The following is a 14,184-nucleotide window of genomic DNA, read 5'->3' as shown; positions in this document are numbered from 1 at the left end:
GCGGACTCGCCCGAGCGTCAGTCATGCAGTTACGCTCGGAATATCCGATGAGAGCGAGGTCTTATTCATGAATCATTTTGACGAAACGGAAAAGATGGAGCAACAAACGATCGCAGCACCTCAGCAAGGTATGACGCGTAGGCAAGTGCTTGCGGCACTTGGCGCAGGTGCATTGGCGGCAGCAGCGGGAGCGCTTGTGCTGCCTGGGCGTAAGGCGTTTGGTGAAGGTGAATCGGTCACGGAGTCAGTCTATGGTGGCGGCGAGCCGGCAGTCGTCGAGCATCCGCTTGTGCTGACAACTATTGCGGATATTCGTTCTGGCGTGACGGCTGCGGTTGCCGGCAAGCTTTATTATGTAACCGATCCCGGCAGGGAAGGGGAATTCTCTTATGATCCTGCAGACTCGGTTTCTCTAGATAATGATGGCACTATATTCACTTCTATATCAGGTGCAAGATTTAAGCGCCATCATGTTGATCATTATAACGTCAAATGGTTTGGAGCCAAAGGGGACAATATAACGGACGATAGTGCTGTATTCCAGATGCTGATTCATTTAATCGAAGGTCAGGGCGGCGGTCTGATCTATGTCCCAATGGGCAAATATGTGGTTACGAATCTATTGGTAAGCAAACATAATGTTCATATTGTTGGTGAAGGGCATGTTGCCTCCGTGCTTGTCAACCGACATGTAAGTAATCCTATCCTTAATATTCAGCAACCGCTAGTGGATGACGGTGATCCGCTGACACCGATTCGTGAGGATGGCGATACCAATACGCCGTTCCCGGCACAGCTATCCATTACGAATTTCAGACTTGCGGACATTATGGTCAAGAACGAAATTGTGCGTACGCCGGGTGACTATCCGATCCTGTTAGCCAGTACGCTCGTGCGTTCGCAGTTCTCGCATGTCTTTTTCCAGAACACAACGGCTGGCGGCAGTTATTACAGGGGAACCGGTGTCAAAATAGTCGACGGCTTTGAGATTGTATTTGACACATGTGCATGGCGCCAATGGGCAAGAGGTTATGGTATTGACATGCCGAATACGCGCTACAATTCCGGTAATGTCACCTTCCTGGATTGTTTGTTCATGTATTGCGGTCATGGATTGTTGTATGCTCGCGGTCCTGGCGCAATGTCGAACTCCGTTCTGCTTCAGAACTGCAAATTTGTCGGCTGGCAGGGCGGTACGTACGTCTCCCAGAATCGTGTACGCTACTATCAAACCAAGGCAACAAGCGGCGTAACGGGTAGTACTTCAGTGCCTGTCCCGGATGTCTCCAAATTTACGGTAGGGGAAAATATTTTGGTCGGCAGCGAATCGAGAGCAACACCGGCAGTCGTGGCTTCCCTCGACGTAATCAGCAATCGAGTTGTATTGGATCGTCCTGTAACAATCGCGACCGGCGATACTGTGCTGCAAGGGACGATCGGTGTTCATTTCGGCTGGCGCGCGCAAGAACTTAAAATAAGTGTCGGTCATTTCGAAGGCTGCGACGTAGGTCTGCATAGCGCTAATCGTTTCGGTTTACTGACGATGGACAATATCCATGCCGGCAATTCTTCGAATATTATCATCATCGATGATCAAGTCAAATATTTATCCTTCACCAATAGCCGTGTGTTCTACAGGGACGTCAATAGTCTCTATACGAACTGGTGGACTGTTGTTCGGATAACTCGACTGCAAGACAGCAATAACATCATCATTCTCGATAATCTGTATATGGATCCGGAGGATTCGAGTGACTTCATGAATCGCGTGGTTGTTAATGAGACGCCTCATGAGCCGCTGATCCGGCGAATGGATCGGGAGCAAGGAATCCAGTACTTCTCCGGAGGGCTCGGCACGACCTATCATGATGCCGTTAATACAGCCTATAACCGTACGACCACAGCGAAAACATCCAGACAACGCTGGACCGAAGCGGGGGCAGACAAGTGGTCGCTCGACTTCAAGGATACGGACGGCAACCTCGGCTATAAGCTTGCGGGCAAGACGCAGGACAGTCTGCAGTTCAGCGGCGCATCCGGCAACGTTGTACTCGGAGCAGCTTGGAACGAGCCGCATTTGCAGCTTGGCAATCACCATATCTGGGTAGACGGTTCTGGCAATTTGCGGATTAAGAATGGTTCGCCGACGAGTGCGAACGATGGGAAAGTATTCAATACAAACAATGGTAATGGTAATGGAAATGGCAATGGTAATGGAAATGGCAATGGTGGCGGCCATGGTGGTGGACGCGGAGGACGAGACGACGATTAATGCCATTAATCGCCGTTTTATCGTCGAGGGTTGAGTGCAGGAGTTGGCTCGGTGAGGACGAATGTGTTGGAATGCTAAGTTAATCACATTAATCTTACCGGACAAAGCAGGTGTACAAGGATGAGTAGTAATCGATTGTATTACAATAAGGAGCCGCTGCGTGTCGCCTTCGCTGGCGATAGTATTACGTGGGGAGAAGGTCTGCTGAATGAAGGTTTTGTTGATTCAGCAGACCGGCTTCTGCGTGAGCGCGCGGCGTATACATTATTTCATAATGAGCTTCATTATAATGGCGAATTGTCAGTTGTCGTGAATCCTAAGCTGTATGGCGGAGAAGCGAGCATGCTGTCGGGAGCAGGCTCGGAGGCGACGTTCCGCTGGAACGGTGATCGGCTCGTGCTGATCACGGCACTTCAGAGAAGGAATGAAGAAGCATCGCTGATTGAGTTGTATGTGGATGGACAGCTGACGGATTCGTTCTCTACTTATAACGAATCGCCGTGCGGCAGCGAGGCACTATCATTTATCGCCGACGGCTTAAGTGATAAATATGATCTGGGTCATGCCTTTACATATAGTCACCAAGTGACTGTAGATGGAGAGGTGTTGATCGGCGAGCTGAACCGATCGGGGTATGGAGGAGCGATGCCTGAAGGGCATGCTTACAAAGTCATCCGGAAATCGGTTTTTAACCCCGTTAATGAACAAGTAGAAATTCGTCATTTTCTCTGGTTTCTGACGCCGCCGCGGGCAGGCTCTAACATTGAAGCTACCTTTCAATATGGAGAGAGCGTGACGTATGCCAGAACAACGGTTGGCGAGATAGGAGCAGAGCTGTCCGATCCGCTGGAGAGTCCATTCGGCGAAGGGGATGTGGCATTTGATCCTGCGCATCCGCGTCCGCTGAGCAGTGGGCTCGACTTTCGGGCATCCAATGCGAAGGCAATGCGCGAGTGGTCGCTTACGGAAGGTGTAGAACATGAGGTGACGTTTCGTGTCGTTGGCTTTGATCCTCGCGGAAGCTGCTCGGGTAAACCGTATCTTATCGTTAATGCCGTAACGGATCGGGCGCATCATATTCTGAATGCGGGCATTGGCGGCTGGACGGCGAAGCTGTTCAACGAAGACCGCGCCCTCAGGAACATTGCTTATGTCGCAGCATGGCAACCGGATCTGGTTGTCATCGGACTCGGTACCAATGATGACTGGGGAGTGGGCAATGGTTTTGTCGCGTCCAGACGTCTGCAGGAGGGAATATCTGAAGCGTCTTTGCGTCAGATGCCAACGCTTGTTATGAAGAGATGTGCCATGGAAAGGGAAGGGCTATACGAGGTCGAGACGTCCGAGCTTCTAATTGAGGGGCTAACGGAGCGTAGTGTGACGATAGATGGAGCAAATGCTGATCTGAGCGATGTGCGCGAAGGAGACATCGTCGTACTTGGTGACTATTGGGGAGATAATCGCAATGTACAATGTCGGATTATCGAACGCTGGGAATCGTCGACGCGGACAGCGGTCTTCGACAATCCGCTTGCACCGACGCCGATTACTCATCAAATTGGCAATTATATCGGTCAGAAGGTGCGCGTGAAGCGGATTGACGGGTTTCTTAGCGAGCTGAGGGGCATGATTCGGACGATTCGGGAGTCGGCGCCGAGTGCTGATATTGCATTAATCGAAACGGGATTGAGTAATTTCAATACCAGACTGCTAATGGGATATGCCGAGCAAATGACGCGATTGTCGGCTGCAGAAGGCGCGAGGCATATTCGGATATATGATAAGTTGGCTAATTGGCAGTATGGAAGGGAACGGGATTTGAATGCCTGGCTCGATAGAGCTGGCAACACGTCGGCGAATGGAGCAGTCGAATATCTGTTATGCAATAGCAATGGTGAGGACATTCAGGCTGGAGTTGGCTATACGCTGCGCAACTGGTCCGTGAAGGTCGACGGACTGGAGCGTTATGGCGATGGCTGCCATGTCGAAGGCGGATATGCATTGGCGTTCCGGCCTGAAGCAGCGCCGCACGAATTGATCATTGATAATTGGAACGGACGCGCCCGCCATCCCGCGGTATGGTATCGATTCCTGCCGACGAAGCTGATCTTCGTGGAACGTCCTCCGATTGCGGGATCGACTATTGAAGTGACGGTCTCATCCGACAAGTGGAGCCCCGATGATGCACATCTGACGATGCCTGGCGGGTTGTCCATGTATGCCGAGGCAGTGTGCGGGGAGCTTGAGGACTGGTTGAGAGATCGTTAATTCGTTTCATTATTTCGAAGGGGGCACCAACGATGGCTCGAAATATTACGATAAGTTGTGTGGGTCCGCGTCCGCTTGTCGTGCAGGCGCATGTTCCTCCTCAAGAGGCCGTGGATCTTATGATTGAGCATTGGCGAAGCTTACTGGATCGTGTGATCCCAGATGGGCCCGATCTGATCGTACTCCCGGAAGCGTGTGATCGACCGGATAAGATCGCTTATCCGGAACAGCAGCGTATGGTGTATTACCGGACAAGAGGCAATCAAATCCGTGACTTTTTCGCGGAAGTTGCCCGCGAGAACCGTTGTTATATCGCGTATCCATCCCACACCGAAGCGGAGGATGGAAGCTGGCGCAACGCCGTTCAGCTAATCGGACGCGATGGTTCAGTAGTCGGTGTGTATCATAAAAATCATCTTGTACCTGAGGAACATTACAAGGGCGGCATTCTCTATGGCAAGGAAGCACAGTTAATCGATTGCGACTTCGGCAAGGTGGCTTGCGCAATCTGCTTCGATCTCAATTTCGATGAGTTGAGGCTGCAATATGTGAATGCTAAGCCGGATCTGATTATATTCCCTTCCATGTATCATGGCGGGTTGATGCAAGGGTATTGGGCTTACTCCTGCCGCTCATATTTCGCCGGCGCGATCGCAGGTCTTCCTTGTACGATCGTATCTCCGCTTGGCGAAGAGACAGCAAGCAGTACGAACTACTATCCATTCGTTACAACCAAGATCAACCTGGATTACGAAGTGCTGCATATTGACGGTAATGGCGCGAAGTTTCAAGAGATGAAGAACAAATATGGCACGGACATCCGCATTCATGATCCCGGTTACCTGGGCAGCGTGCTGCTGACCAGTGAATCGGAGTTCGTGACGGCGAAGGATATCGTAGCAGAATTCGAGCTCGAGCGACTGGACGAATATTTGGATCGATCGCAACGGGAGCGGCATAAGCCGGGACATATCGAGCCATAACGGAGGGATGCGAGGGCATGGGGAACAGAAGAGTAGGAATCGTCGATCTCGACACATCGCACCCGGGCAATTGGGTGCCGATTATCCGCGAGCTCGGCTATGAGATAGCAGGTGTGTATGACGGCGGTACCGTTCACGAAGCGGGTTATGCGGAGCAGTTCGCCCGCAATCACGGCATTGATCGAATTTTTGTTTCGCTGGAACAAATGGCGGGCGAGGTGGACATTGCCATTATTCATACAGTTGACTGGGGACTGCATGTCGAGCGGGCGACCCCGTTCATCGAAGCAGGTGTATCCGTACTGATCGATAAGCCGTTTGCAGGAAGTGTCAGCGATCTTCGTCGCCTGCTGGCTTGGCAGAAGGAAGGCTCTCGCATCATTGGCGGCTCCTCGCTTGCTGTGTGCGCTGAAGTTGTTGATTGGCATGAGAGACGTGACCATGCGGATGGAATCGTATCCGTATTTGGCGGCTGCGCGGTGGACGAATTCAATTATGGCATTCATGCCTATTCGATGATGCTCGGTATTCTGGGGCCAGGGATTGAGAAGGTGCGTTCTCTCGGCACACAGGTACAGCATCAGGTGGAGCTGGTCTGGCATGACGGGGGACGCGCTATTGTCAACGTTGGAGGTACGGCAGGTTATTTGCCTTTCTATGCCACGATCGTGACTGAGAAGAAGGTCGAGCATCTCCAAGTCAATAATAGTGGATTGTATCGTTCGCTTCTGGAGCGGAGTTTGCCATATCTCGCGGGTGAATCGGAGCCATTCCTTGATCTGGCATCGCTGCTGGAGCCTGAGTTCGCAGCGATTGCCGCGAAGGTGTCTCAAGCTGATGGCGGACGGTTCGTCAGCTTGAAGGAGCTGGATGAACAGAATGGCGATGGGCTGTACGATGGTCGTACATTCGCTGAACAATATCGCAAGAAAGCGAAGGGATTTTAACGATGGTGACAGTTGCACAATCCGGTTATGCAGTAATGCGAGAGCCGCTAGCCGCACCGTTTGGCTTCAAAGGAGGTTACGTCGACGAGCTGTGGCAGTCGATCGTCACATTACAGGACAGCGACGGCAATCGAGGTACCGGACTAGGTGTCCAAAGCATTCTTTGGTCGGATCCCGGTCTGTTCGCACGCTGGGGACATGAACGAGGCAACACCTTCATGCATGAGATTACGGTGCAGGCGCTGAAGGCTGCTGTTGGCATGTCCTTTGACACGCCGCCGCAGCTCTTCGATGCTCTGCTGGAGGAAGCATCTGACTTTACACGCGCTCGTTCGGAGATGGAGCTTCGCCACACCTTCCTCTTGAATGCACTGGTGCCGATTGATCAGGCGGCGTGGCATCTGGCTTATTTGAAGAGCAAAAATTTGAACAGCCAGTTGAATGGGGTGAATGGGCTGTCGTTTAAGGAACTGCTGCCGACTGAATTCCAGCCTATCTTGTCGGCGAAACACGAACGGGTCGCTTGCGCTCCCGTCGTTTCGTATGGGATGTCGAATGAGGATATTCTGGCCTTGGTCGAAGAAGGTTATTTTGTGCTTAAGATCAAGCTGGGCTCCGATCCTGACGGTGATGGCGATGAGGAGAAGATGCTGGAGTGGGATATCGGACGGATGAATCGCATCCACCAGCTGGTGAGGGAATATGAGACACGATTTACCGATCATGGGGGAATTGCGTATTACCTGGATATCAACGGCAGGTATCGGACGACCGATCAACTGCTGCGGCTTGCAGATGCGGCAGATCGTTCTGGAGCGCTGAGCCGGATTCTGGTCGTCGAGGAGCCCTATCACGAAGATGTGCAGCACGAAGTGTGGGATGTTCCGTTCCGGATCGCGGGAGACGAAAGCGTGCATAGCGTAGAAGATGCGCTTGAACGTATTCAGATGGGGTACGGCGCGTTCGCTCTCAAGCCCGTAGCCAAGACGATGAGTCTCAGTCTAAGAGTGGCGCAGCTGGCGGCGAATTACGGTATCCCTTGCTTCTGCGCGGATTTGACGGCCAGCCCGATCATGGTCGATTGGAACAAATGTCTAGCCGCTCACCTGCCGCCCGTTCCAGGCTTGGCGACGGGACTGATCGAGTCGAACGGTCCGCAGAACTATCTCGGCTGGAAGAGGATGCAAGGCTACCACCCAATGCGCGGTGAAGAATGGATCGAGTCTTCTAGAGGTTTTTATAGGCTGCCTGACTCCTTCTATTCTTCAATAGGCGGGGTGTTTGGGAAGTCGTCGCATTATGAGTCATTAATACAATTATAAGAATAGCTGGAGTGAGCCTTCCGCGCGTGCACATGCGGAGGGCTATTTTTATATTTCTATACATGTATAAGTTATTTCACCTTGTATAGAAGGATATAGTCGCTCCGACTGATCCTAAGGAACCGGTTGTATTGACAGAAGGTCCCCGTCCCGTTAGCATGAAGGAGTTCCGGCTTGATGCCGGCAACTTGATGGCATTTAATCATGATTATGATCATAAAGCGAGGCTCAATAGATGACTTGGTATTCGCAATGGCGGCATGTATTCAAGCTGGACCCGGACAAAGATATTACAGATGACGAGTTGGATGCGATTTGTATGTCTGGAACGGATGCAATCATCGTCGGGGGTTCTAGCGGTGTTACCTTCGAGAATACGGTGGATCTGATGTCGCGTATTCGTCGTTACGAAGTGGACTGCGCACTGGAGGTATCGACATTGGAAGGAGCCGTGCCCGGCTTCGACGGTTATTTTGTCCCGTTGGTGTTGAACACAGATCGGGTCGAGTGGATACTTGGCCGCCAGCTTGAAGGTCTCAAGGAATACGGGACATTTGTTCCTTGGGAGGAGACGGCGGCGCAAGGTTATATTATTTTGAACGAAGATGCAACCGCGGCTAAGCTGACTGGGGCTAATGCTAGACTGGATGCGGATGATGTAGTTGCGCATGTACGGATGGGAGACCGACTCATGCGGCTTCCGGTTATTTATATCGAATATAGCGGTATGTTTGGAGATATGGAGCTATTGCGCAGAGCTAGAGGGGTGACAACTGGAGCTAGGCTGTTCTACGGCGGCGGGATCGATACACCGGAGAAGGCACGCTTAGCCGCTGAGCATGCGCATACGGTCGTTGTAGGCAATATCGTTTATTCGGACTTGGCTGCAGCCCTATTGACGGTAGGGGCCGTGCACAAATAGACGATTGGCCGCATCCTTCCAACTTATGACTGACTATAATGGAATAGCAGATCAAGAGGTTAGGCAGGAGTGAGGAGATGGAGGCGTTCATCGCAAGTTGCTCGAGGGACAAGAAAATCAGACCTGCGGGAGCTAATGGCGTCAAGAAATGCAAACCCAATAAGAGACGGCGGCTTCTAGCGGTGAGGACCTATTACTACTACTCAATTGGCGATGGCGAAAGAAGATTGTTTACGCTGGCTGAGGCATTACCTGGTTATGATTGTAGATTGCCCGATCCTTCCAGGATGTCGGTCGTAAACGTGTTTGTTGATGGAATGTTGCAGTCTCCGGAAGTATACGGTGCTTATCCGGGTGAGTTGCTCTTCGTCTCGAATCAAGCACCTCCGATGAACTCTCGTATTATTGCCCAATTTATTGCCATAAGAGGCTAAAATGAGCGGTTGCGCTGCTTACATTCTACGCAATCAAAGCAGTTAACGCATTTAACGCATTTAACGCATTTAACGCATTTAACGCATGAACAAGAACAACACCTTGCGACCACGCAAGGTGTTGTTCTTGTTCATGTTATTACTACGAATAAGTGGTCACCACTTGGAAGATCGTAAACACGATACGAGCATCCTCGGGAATCGTACCGGCTGTCGTAGAAGTTAGTTCCAGAACAGTGTCCGTAACGTCCGTGACCAATCCCTCCTCTTGCACTTGGCCGTCGACGATTAACTGGTAAGCATATTCTGTGCCTGGTGGAGGCGTGCTGATATCGACTGCAAATTGTGTAACTGTTGCCCCCGTATCATCGAGCCATGTTTCTGTTGCAGGACCGATATCTTCCGGTGTATTGGCAGTCAGAACAATGCCTCCTGTTGGGGCGATCATGAAGTAATTCATAATCTCATAAGCTACCGCTACCGAGAATGGGCGTGGCAGAATCAAGCTAGCCATTGTAATCACCTCCTCTATGTATTAATAAATGCTAGATTGCTTGTGGCTGAAACGGACATTCGGAAGCGGTCATCCGCCTTCATTTGAAGCAAGCCGACCCAAAAAGAGCAAATTGACAGCAAAGGGCGCGTTGTCTAAACTGTGAATAGGCGAACAAAATGGCGAACAAAGGAGTTCAATCATGTTTAATTCCATTGGCATCGAACAGGCGGTGCAGAAGCTCAATTCGCCGCAGCGCGAGGCGGTTCTCGCCACGGACGGCCCTCTTCTGATCATGGCCGGAGCGGGCAGCGGCAAGACGCGGGTGCTGACGCACCGCATTGCATATTTAATTGAAAAGAAACGGGTAGCGCCATGGAGTATATTGGCGATTACATTTACCAATAAAGCGGCGCGAGAGATGCAGGAGCGGGTCGGTGCGCTTGTCGGACCGTCGGGCCGGGATATTTGGGTATCGACATTCCACTCCATGTGCGTACGCATCTTGCGCAAAGACATTGACAGGATCGGGTTTACTTCGAATTTCTCCATCCTAGATTCTTCGGATCAGTTGTCCGTCATTCGTAACTGCATGAAGGATCTTAATATTGACACCAAGAAGATCGAACCCAAAGCGGTACAGTCTTCGATCAGCAGCGCGAAGAATGAACTTGTCACGCCGGACCAACTAGAGAAGAAGATCGGGGATTACTTCGATGAGCTCGTGGCGAAGGTGTACGCCATGTACCAGAAGCGGCTGCGCAGCAACAATTCGCTCGATTTCGACGATCTTATCATGATGACGATTCGGTTGTTCAAGGAGATGCCGGAGGTTCTGGAGTTCTATCAGAACAAATTCCGTTATATCCACGTCGACGAATATCAGGATACGAACAGGGCGCAATATATGCTCTGCAACATGCTGGCAGACAAGCATCACAACATCTGCGTTGTTGGTGACAGCGATCAATCCATCTATCGTTGGCGCGGCGCGGACATCTCCAACATTCTGGGCTTCGAGAGCGATTATCCAGAAGCGCGAGCGATTATGCTGGAGCAGAATTATAGATCAACAGGCAATATCCTGGATGCGGCGAACGCGGTCATCAACCTCAATACGGGACGCAAACCGAAGAAGCTGTGGACGGAGCAGGGTCCTGGCGACATGATTTCGTTCTACCAAGCGGATTCCGAGCATGACGAGGGGTATTTTGTAACCGGGGAAATTCGCAAAAATATTAACAAGGGGCGCAAATTCGCGCATCACGCGATCCTTTACCGGACGAATGCGCAATCCCGTGTCATCGAGGAAATTCTGATCAAGTCGGACATTCCTTACAAAATCGTAGGCGGCATCAAGTTCTACGATCGTAAGGAGATTAAGGATTTGCTGGCGTATTTGCGCCTCATGTCCAATCCCGATGACGACATTAGTCTAACGCGAATTATTAATGTGCCGAAGCGGGGTATCGGCGACACGACCGTGGGCAAGCTGGAAGAAGAGGCTGCGCGTCGCGGCGTCTCCATCTATCGCGTCCTGGGCGACCTCGGCGATGTCGAAGTGAATGCGAGAACCCGGGCGCTTCTGGGTGAATTTTATGGCCTTATCTATAATCTGACGGCGATGGTCGACTATTTGACAGTAACGGAGCTTACAGAGAAGGTGCTGGAGCTGTCTCAATACCGGATGGAGCTTCAACGCGAGAATACGCTGGAGTCCAAGGCCCGGATCGAGAACATCGACGAGTTTCTATCTGTGACGATGGATTTCGAAGAGCGCAACGAAGATAAGTCGCTTGTGGCGTTTCTGACTGACCTCGCGTTAATTGCAGACATTGATTCGTTAGGCAAGGATGCGGAAGAAGAGAAGAAACAAGACGAAGACGCGGTCGTGTTAATGACGATGCACAGCGCCAAGGGATTGGAGTTCCCGATCGTTTTCATCATTGGGATGGAGGAATCGGTATTCCCTCATAGCCGCGCACTGACGGACAACGAAGAGCTGGAAGAAGAGCGCCGGCTAGCATATGTCGGTATCACCCGTGCCGAAGAACGACTGTATCTCACTTGCGCCCGCATGCGGACATTGTTCGGGCGTACCGGGATGAACATGCCGTCCCGGTTCCTTGGCGAGATACCGGACAACCTCAAGCAAGGCGTATCCACCGCCATCGGAGGCAGCGGCGGGGGCGGCGGCTTTGGCAGCGGAGGCGGCTTCGGCCGCACCGCGCCAACACGTTACGGCAGCGGCGCTTCGCCTGCCTCTGCCGCGGGATCGCGCTCCCCGGGCTTTGGCGCCGGGAGCGGCAGGGCCGCCGCAGGCGGAAGCGGTGGAGGCGGCGCGGTGCGCGTCACCACCTCCTTGGACGCCGCCCGCACGGCCACAACCGCGGGAGCGGCGGCGGGGGACTTCGCGGCTGGAGATCGCGTCGCCCATGGCAAGTGGGGCGAGGGCACCGTTGTTGCCGTCAAGGGGACGGGCAACGACATGGAGCTGCAGGTTGCATTCCCTGCGCCCGTCGGCATTAAGCGGCTGCTCGCCGGTTTTGCCCCCATCAAGAAGGTTTAACACATAAACGATTAACGCCGCAACCTGTTATGATGAGCCGTTGCGGCGTTTGATCGTGAGGTTTGATGAGAAGTCATTATAGGGAGGTTTCACTCGTGAACGTGGGATCAGAACGGATGAAAGAGCTTATCACGCTCATTGCTGAGCACAACTATCATTATTATACGCTGGACAACCCGGCTGTCAGCGACGTCGATTACGACAAGCTCTACGACGAACTGGTCGCGCTGGAGGCGGCGGAGGGTGTAACATTGCCGGAATCACCTACTCTTCGTGTCGGCGGCGAGCTGCTCAAAGGTTTTGATCCTCACCGTCATCGCGCTAGACTTTGGAGTCTGGACAAGGCGCAGGATCAGGAGGATCTGCTGGCGTGGCATGCGCGTGTCCAGAAGGCGATTGCCGATTACAACGCTAAGAATCCGAATGTCGAGCCGCTACCACAGCCAAGCTATGTCATCGAGCTGAAATTTGATGGATTGACGCTTAACCTGACCTATGAGAACGGCAATCTCGTTCAAGCTTCTACGCGTGGCAACGGCACGGTGGGCGAAGGCATTCTCCCTCAAGTCCGCACGATACGCTCGATTCCGATGACGATTCCATTCAACGAAGGCATCATCGAAGTGCAAGGCGAAGGCATCATGGGACTATCCGTCCTGGCCAAGTACAACGAAACAGCCGTAGATCCGCTCAAAAATGCGCGCAACGCAGCAGCGGGAGCCCTGCGCAATCTCAATCCAGCAGTTACGGCGGAGCGGAAGCTTGACGCTTTTATCTATAATATAGGGTACGCTGAAGGTGTTTCGTTCAAGGATCATCGAGAGCTGCAGCAGTTTCTAATTCAGAATCGATTCAAAGTTAATCCCTATGTCAAATATGTTGATACGATCGAAGAGGTTCAGACTGAGCTTGCCGCTATTGCGGAGCGAAGGCTGACGTTCGACTTCTTGATCGACGGTGCCGTCGTTAAGCTGATGGACATGCGAACCCGCGAGGCACTTGGTTACACGGACAAATTCCCGCGCTGGGCGGTTGCCTTCAAGTTCGAGGCGGAGGAGACAACAACGGTTCTGGAGTCGGTATCTTGGGAAGTGGGCCGCACGGGCAAAATAACCCCGGTCGCGCGCGTAGAAGCCGTTGATCTTGCAGGCGTAACGGTGCAGAACTGCACGCTGAACAATATCGGCGACATCGAGCGGAAAAACCTGAAGTTTGCCCTTGGCACGCTGGTCTCCATCAGGCGCTCCAATGACGTTATTCCGGAGATTCTCGGAAAAGCGGACGAAGAGCCGGGCGGCGAAATCGTCTTCCCGATCGCCTGCCCTTCCTGCGGCACGGAGCTGGAGCAGCGCGGCGCGCATTTGTTCTGCAACAATAATCTAGGCTGCCGCCCGCAGATTATCGGTCGGATAACCCACTTCGCATCAAGAGACGCGATGGATATCGAATCCTTCAGCATTATGACGGCAGAGCAGTTGTATGCGGACTGCGAGGTACGTGATCCTGCTGATCTATATGCCTTGGTTTATGACGATCTCATTAAGCTTGAGCGGTTCGGCGAGAAAAAGGCGCTCAAGCTGCTCGAAGCGCTTGAGAAATCCAAGAACCGGGATCTCGCGGCCTTCCTGTTCGCGCTCGGCATTCCCAATACGGGCAAAGCCACCACCAAAATGTTGGCCGATCATTATCGCGATCTGGACGCCATCATGGCGGCTACCGCGGAGGAGCTTGTCGGACTGCCGGACATCGGCGGTATCGTGGCGGAGAGTATTGTCGGATTTTTTGCCTATCCGACCTACGCAGACAGCATCGCCAGAATGCGTGCACTCGGCGTCAAAGCGGAGGCGGAGCAGCCAGCCGTCATTCGAGCAGATAGCGTGTTCAGTGGCAAGACCGTTGTGTTGACAGGCACATTGCCAACGATGACGAGGGATGAGGCAGCTCGCAGGCTGGAGGCATGCGGCGCCAAGATTT

Annotated in this window: 10 protein-coding genes (1 of these 10 running past the window's edge); 9 read left to right on the top strand and 1 reads right to left on the bottom strand. The window is 52.5% G+C overall.

The annotated features are described in order from the left end of the window. Positions 1-67: 67 nt before the first annotated feature. The 7 genes from ACX1C1_RS04840 (at position 68) to ACX1C1_RS04810 (ending at position 9,148) form a co-directional block, all read left to right on the top strand. Positions 68-2,272, top strand: a complete 2,205-nt coding sequence (locus tag ACX1C1_RS04840) for a glycosyl hydrolase family 28-related protein (RefSeq protein ID WP_458956001.1) — start codon at positions 68-70, stop codon at positions 2,270-2,272. A gap of 120 nt (positions 2,273-2,392) precedes the next feature. Continuing rightward, positions 2,393-4,540, top strand: a complete 2,148-nt coding sequence (locus ACX1C1_RS04835; RefSeq protein WP_458956000.1) for a hypothetical protein — start codon at positions 2,393-2,395, stop codon at positions 4,538-4,540. Between the two features lie 32 nt (positions 4,541-4,572). After that, positions 4,573-5,523, top strand: a complete 951-nt coding sequence (locus ACX1C1_RS04830; protein WP_458955999.1) for a carbon-nitrogen hydrolase family protein — start codon at positions 4,573-4,575, stop codon at positions 5,521-5,523. A gap of 17 nt (positions 5,524-5,540) precedes the next feature. After that, positions 5,541-6,470: a Gfo/Idh/MocA family oxidoreductase gene (locus ACX1C1_RS04825; RefSeq protein ID WP_458955998.1), complete on the top strand. Its 930-nt coding sequence runs from the start codon at positions 5,541-5,543 to the stop codon at positions 6,468-6,470. Between the two features lie 2 nt (positions 6,471-6,472). Then, positions 6,473-7,792: an enolase C-terminal domain-like protein gene (locus ACX1C1_RS04820; RefSeq protein WP_458955997.1), complete on the top strand. Its 1,320-nt coding sequence runs from the start codon at positions 6,473-6,475 to the stop codon at positions 7,790-7,792. 235 nt (positions 7,793-8,027) lie between these two features. Next, a complete protein-coding gene (gene pcrB, locus ACX1C1_RS04815; protein WP_458955996.1) occupies positions 8,028-8,714 on the top strand; it encodes a heptaprenylglyceryl phosphate synthase in 687 nt (228 codons plus the stop codon). Positions 8,715-8,791: 77 nt separating this feature from the next. Next, a complete protein-coding gene (locus tag ACX1C1_RS04810) occupies positions 8,792-9,148 on the top strand; it encodes a DUF4183 domain-containing protein (RefSeq protein ID WP_458955995.1) in 357 nt (118 codons plus the stop codon). Between the two features lie 142 nt (positions 9,149-9,290). Here ACX1C1_RS04810 and ACX1C1_RS04805 read toward each other — a convergent pair whose 3' ends face one another. Next, the gene (locus tag ACX1C1_RS04805) at positions 9,291-9,662 is read right to left on the bottom strand and encodes a hypothetical protein (protein WP_458955994.1); all 372 of its coding nucleotides are present in this window, start codon (positions 9,660-9,662) and stop codon (positions 9,291-9,293) included. Positions 9,663-9,843: 181 nt separating this feature from the next. On the opposite strand from ACX1C1_RS04805, the gene pcrA reads away from it, so the two are divergent. Both pcrA and ligA read left to right on the top strand, forming a co-directional pair. After that, positions 9,844-12,210, top strand: a complete 2,367-nt coding sequence (gene pcrA, locus ACX1C1_RS04800; protein WP_458955993.1) for a DNA helicase PcrA — start codon at positions 9,844-9,846, stop codon at positions 12,208-12,210. A 116-nt stretch (positions 12,211-12,326) separates the two neighbouring features. Next, positions 12,327-14,184, top strand: the 5' portion of a protein-coding gene (gene ligA / locus ACX1C1_RS04795; RefSeq protein WP_458957596.1) for an NAD-dependent DNA ligase LigA. Its footprint extends 137 nt past the window's final position; 1,858 of the gene's 1,995 nt are visible here — the first part of the coding sequence; the start codon lies at positions 12,327-12,329; its stop codon lies off the right edge, out of view.

This window comes from Paenibacillus sp. strain BS8-2, from assembly GCF_054483835.1.
The sequence above is the reverse complement of the archived record's forward strand: the minus strand, read 5'-3'. Positions and strand labels throughout refer to the sequence as shown.

Bases quoted from the DNA above. Each gene is read 5' to 3' on its own strand.
- ACX1C1_RS04840 (WP_458956001.1), top strand. From the start codon at position 68: ATGAATCATTTTGACGAAACGGAAAAGATGGAGCAACAAACGATCGCA.
- ACX1C1_RS04835 (WP_458956000.1), top strand. From the start codon at position 2,393: ATGAGTAGTAATCGATTGTATTACAATAAGGAGCCGCTGCGTGTCGCC.
- ACX1C1_RS04830 (WP_458955999.1), top strand. From the start codon at position 4,573: ATGGCTCGAAATATTACGATAAGTTGTGTGGGTCCGCGTCCGCTTGTC.
- ACX1C1_RS04825 (WP_458955998.1), top strand. From the start codon at position 5,541: ATGGGGAACAGAAGAGTAGGAATCGTCGATCTCGACACATCGCACCCG.
- ACX1C1_RS04820 (WP_458955997.1), top strand. From the start codon at position 6,473: ATGGTGACAGTTGCACAATCCGGTTATGCAGTAATGCGAGAGCCGCTA.
- pcrB (WP_458955996.1), top strand. From the start codon at position 8,028: ATGACTTGGTATTCGCAATGGCGGCATGTATTCAAGCTGGACCCGGAC.
- ACX1C1_RS04810 (WP_458955995.1), top strand. From the start codon at position 8,792: ATGGAGGCGTTCATCGCAAGTTGCTCGAGGGACAAGAAAATCAGACCT.
- ACX1C1_RS04805 (WP_458955994.1), bottom strand. From the start codon at position 9,662: ATGGCTAGCTTGATTCTGCCACGCCCATTCTCGGTAGCGGTAGCTTAT.
- pcrA (WP_458955993.1), top strand. From the start codon at position 9,844: ATGTTTAATTCCATTGGCATCGAACAGGCGGTGCAGAAGCTCAATTCG.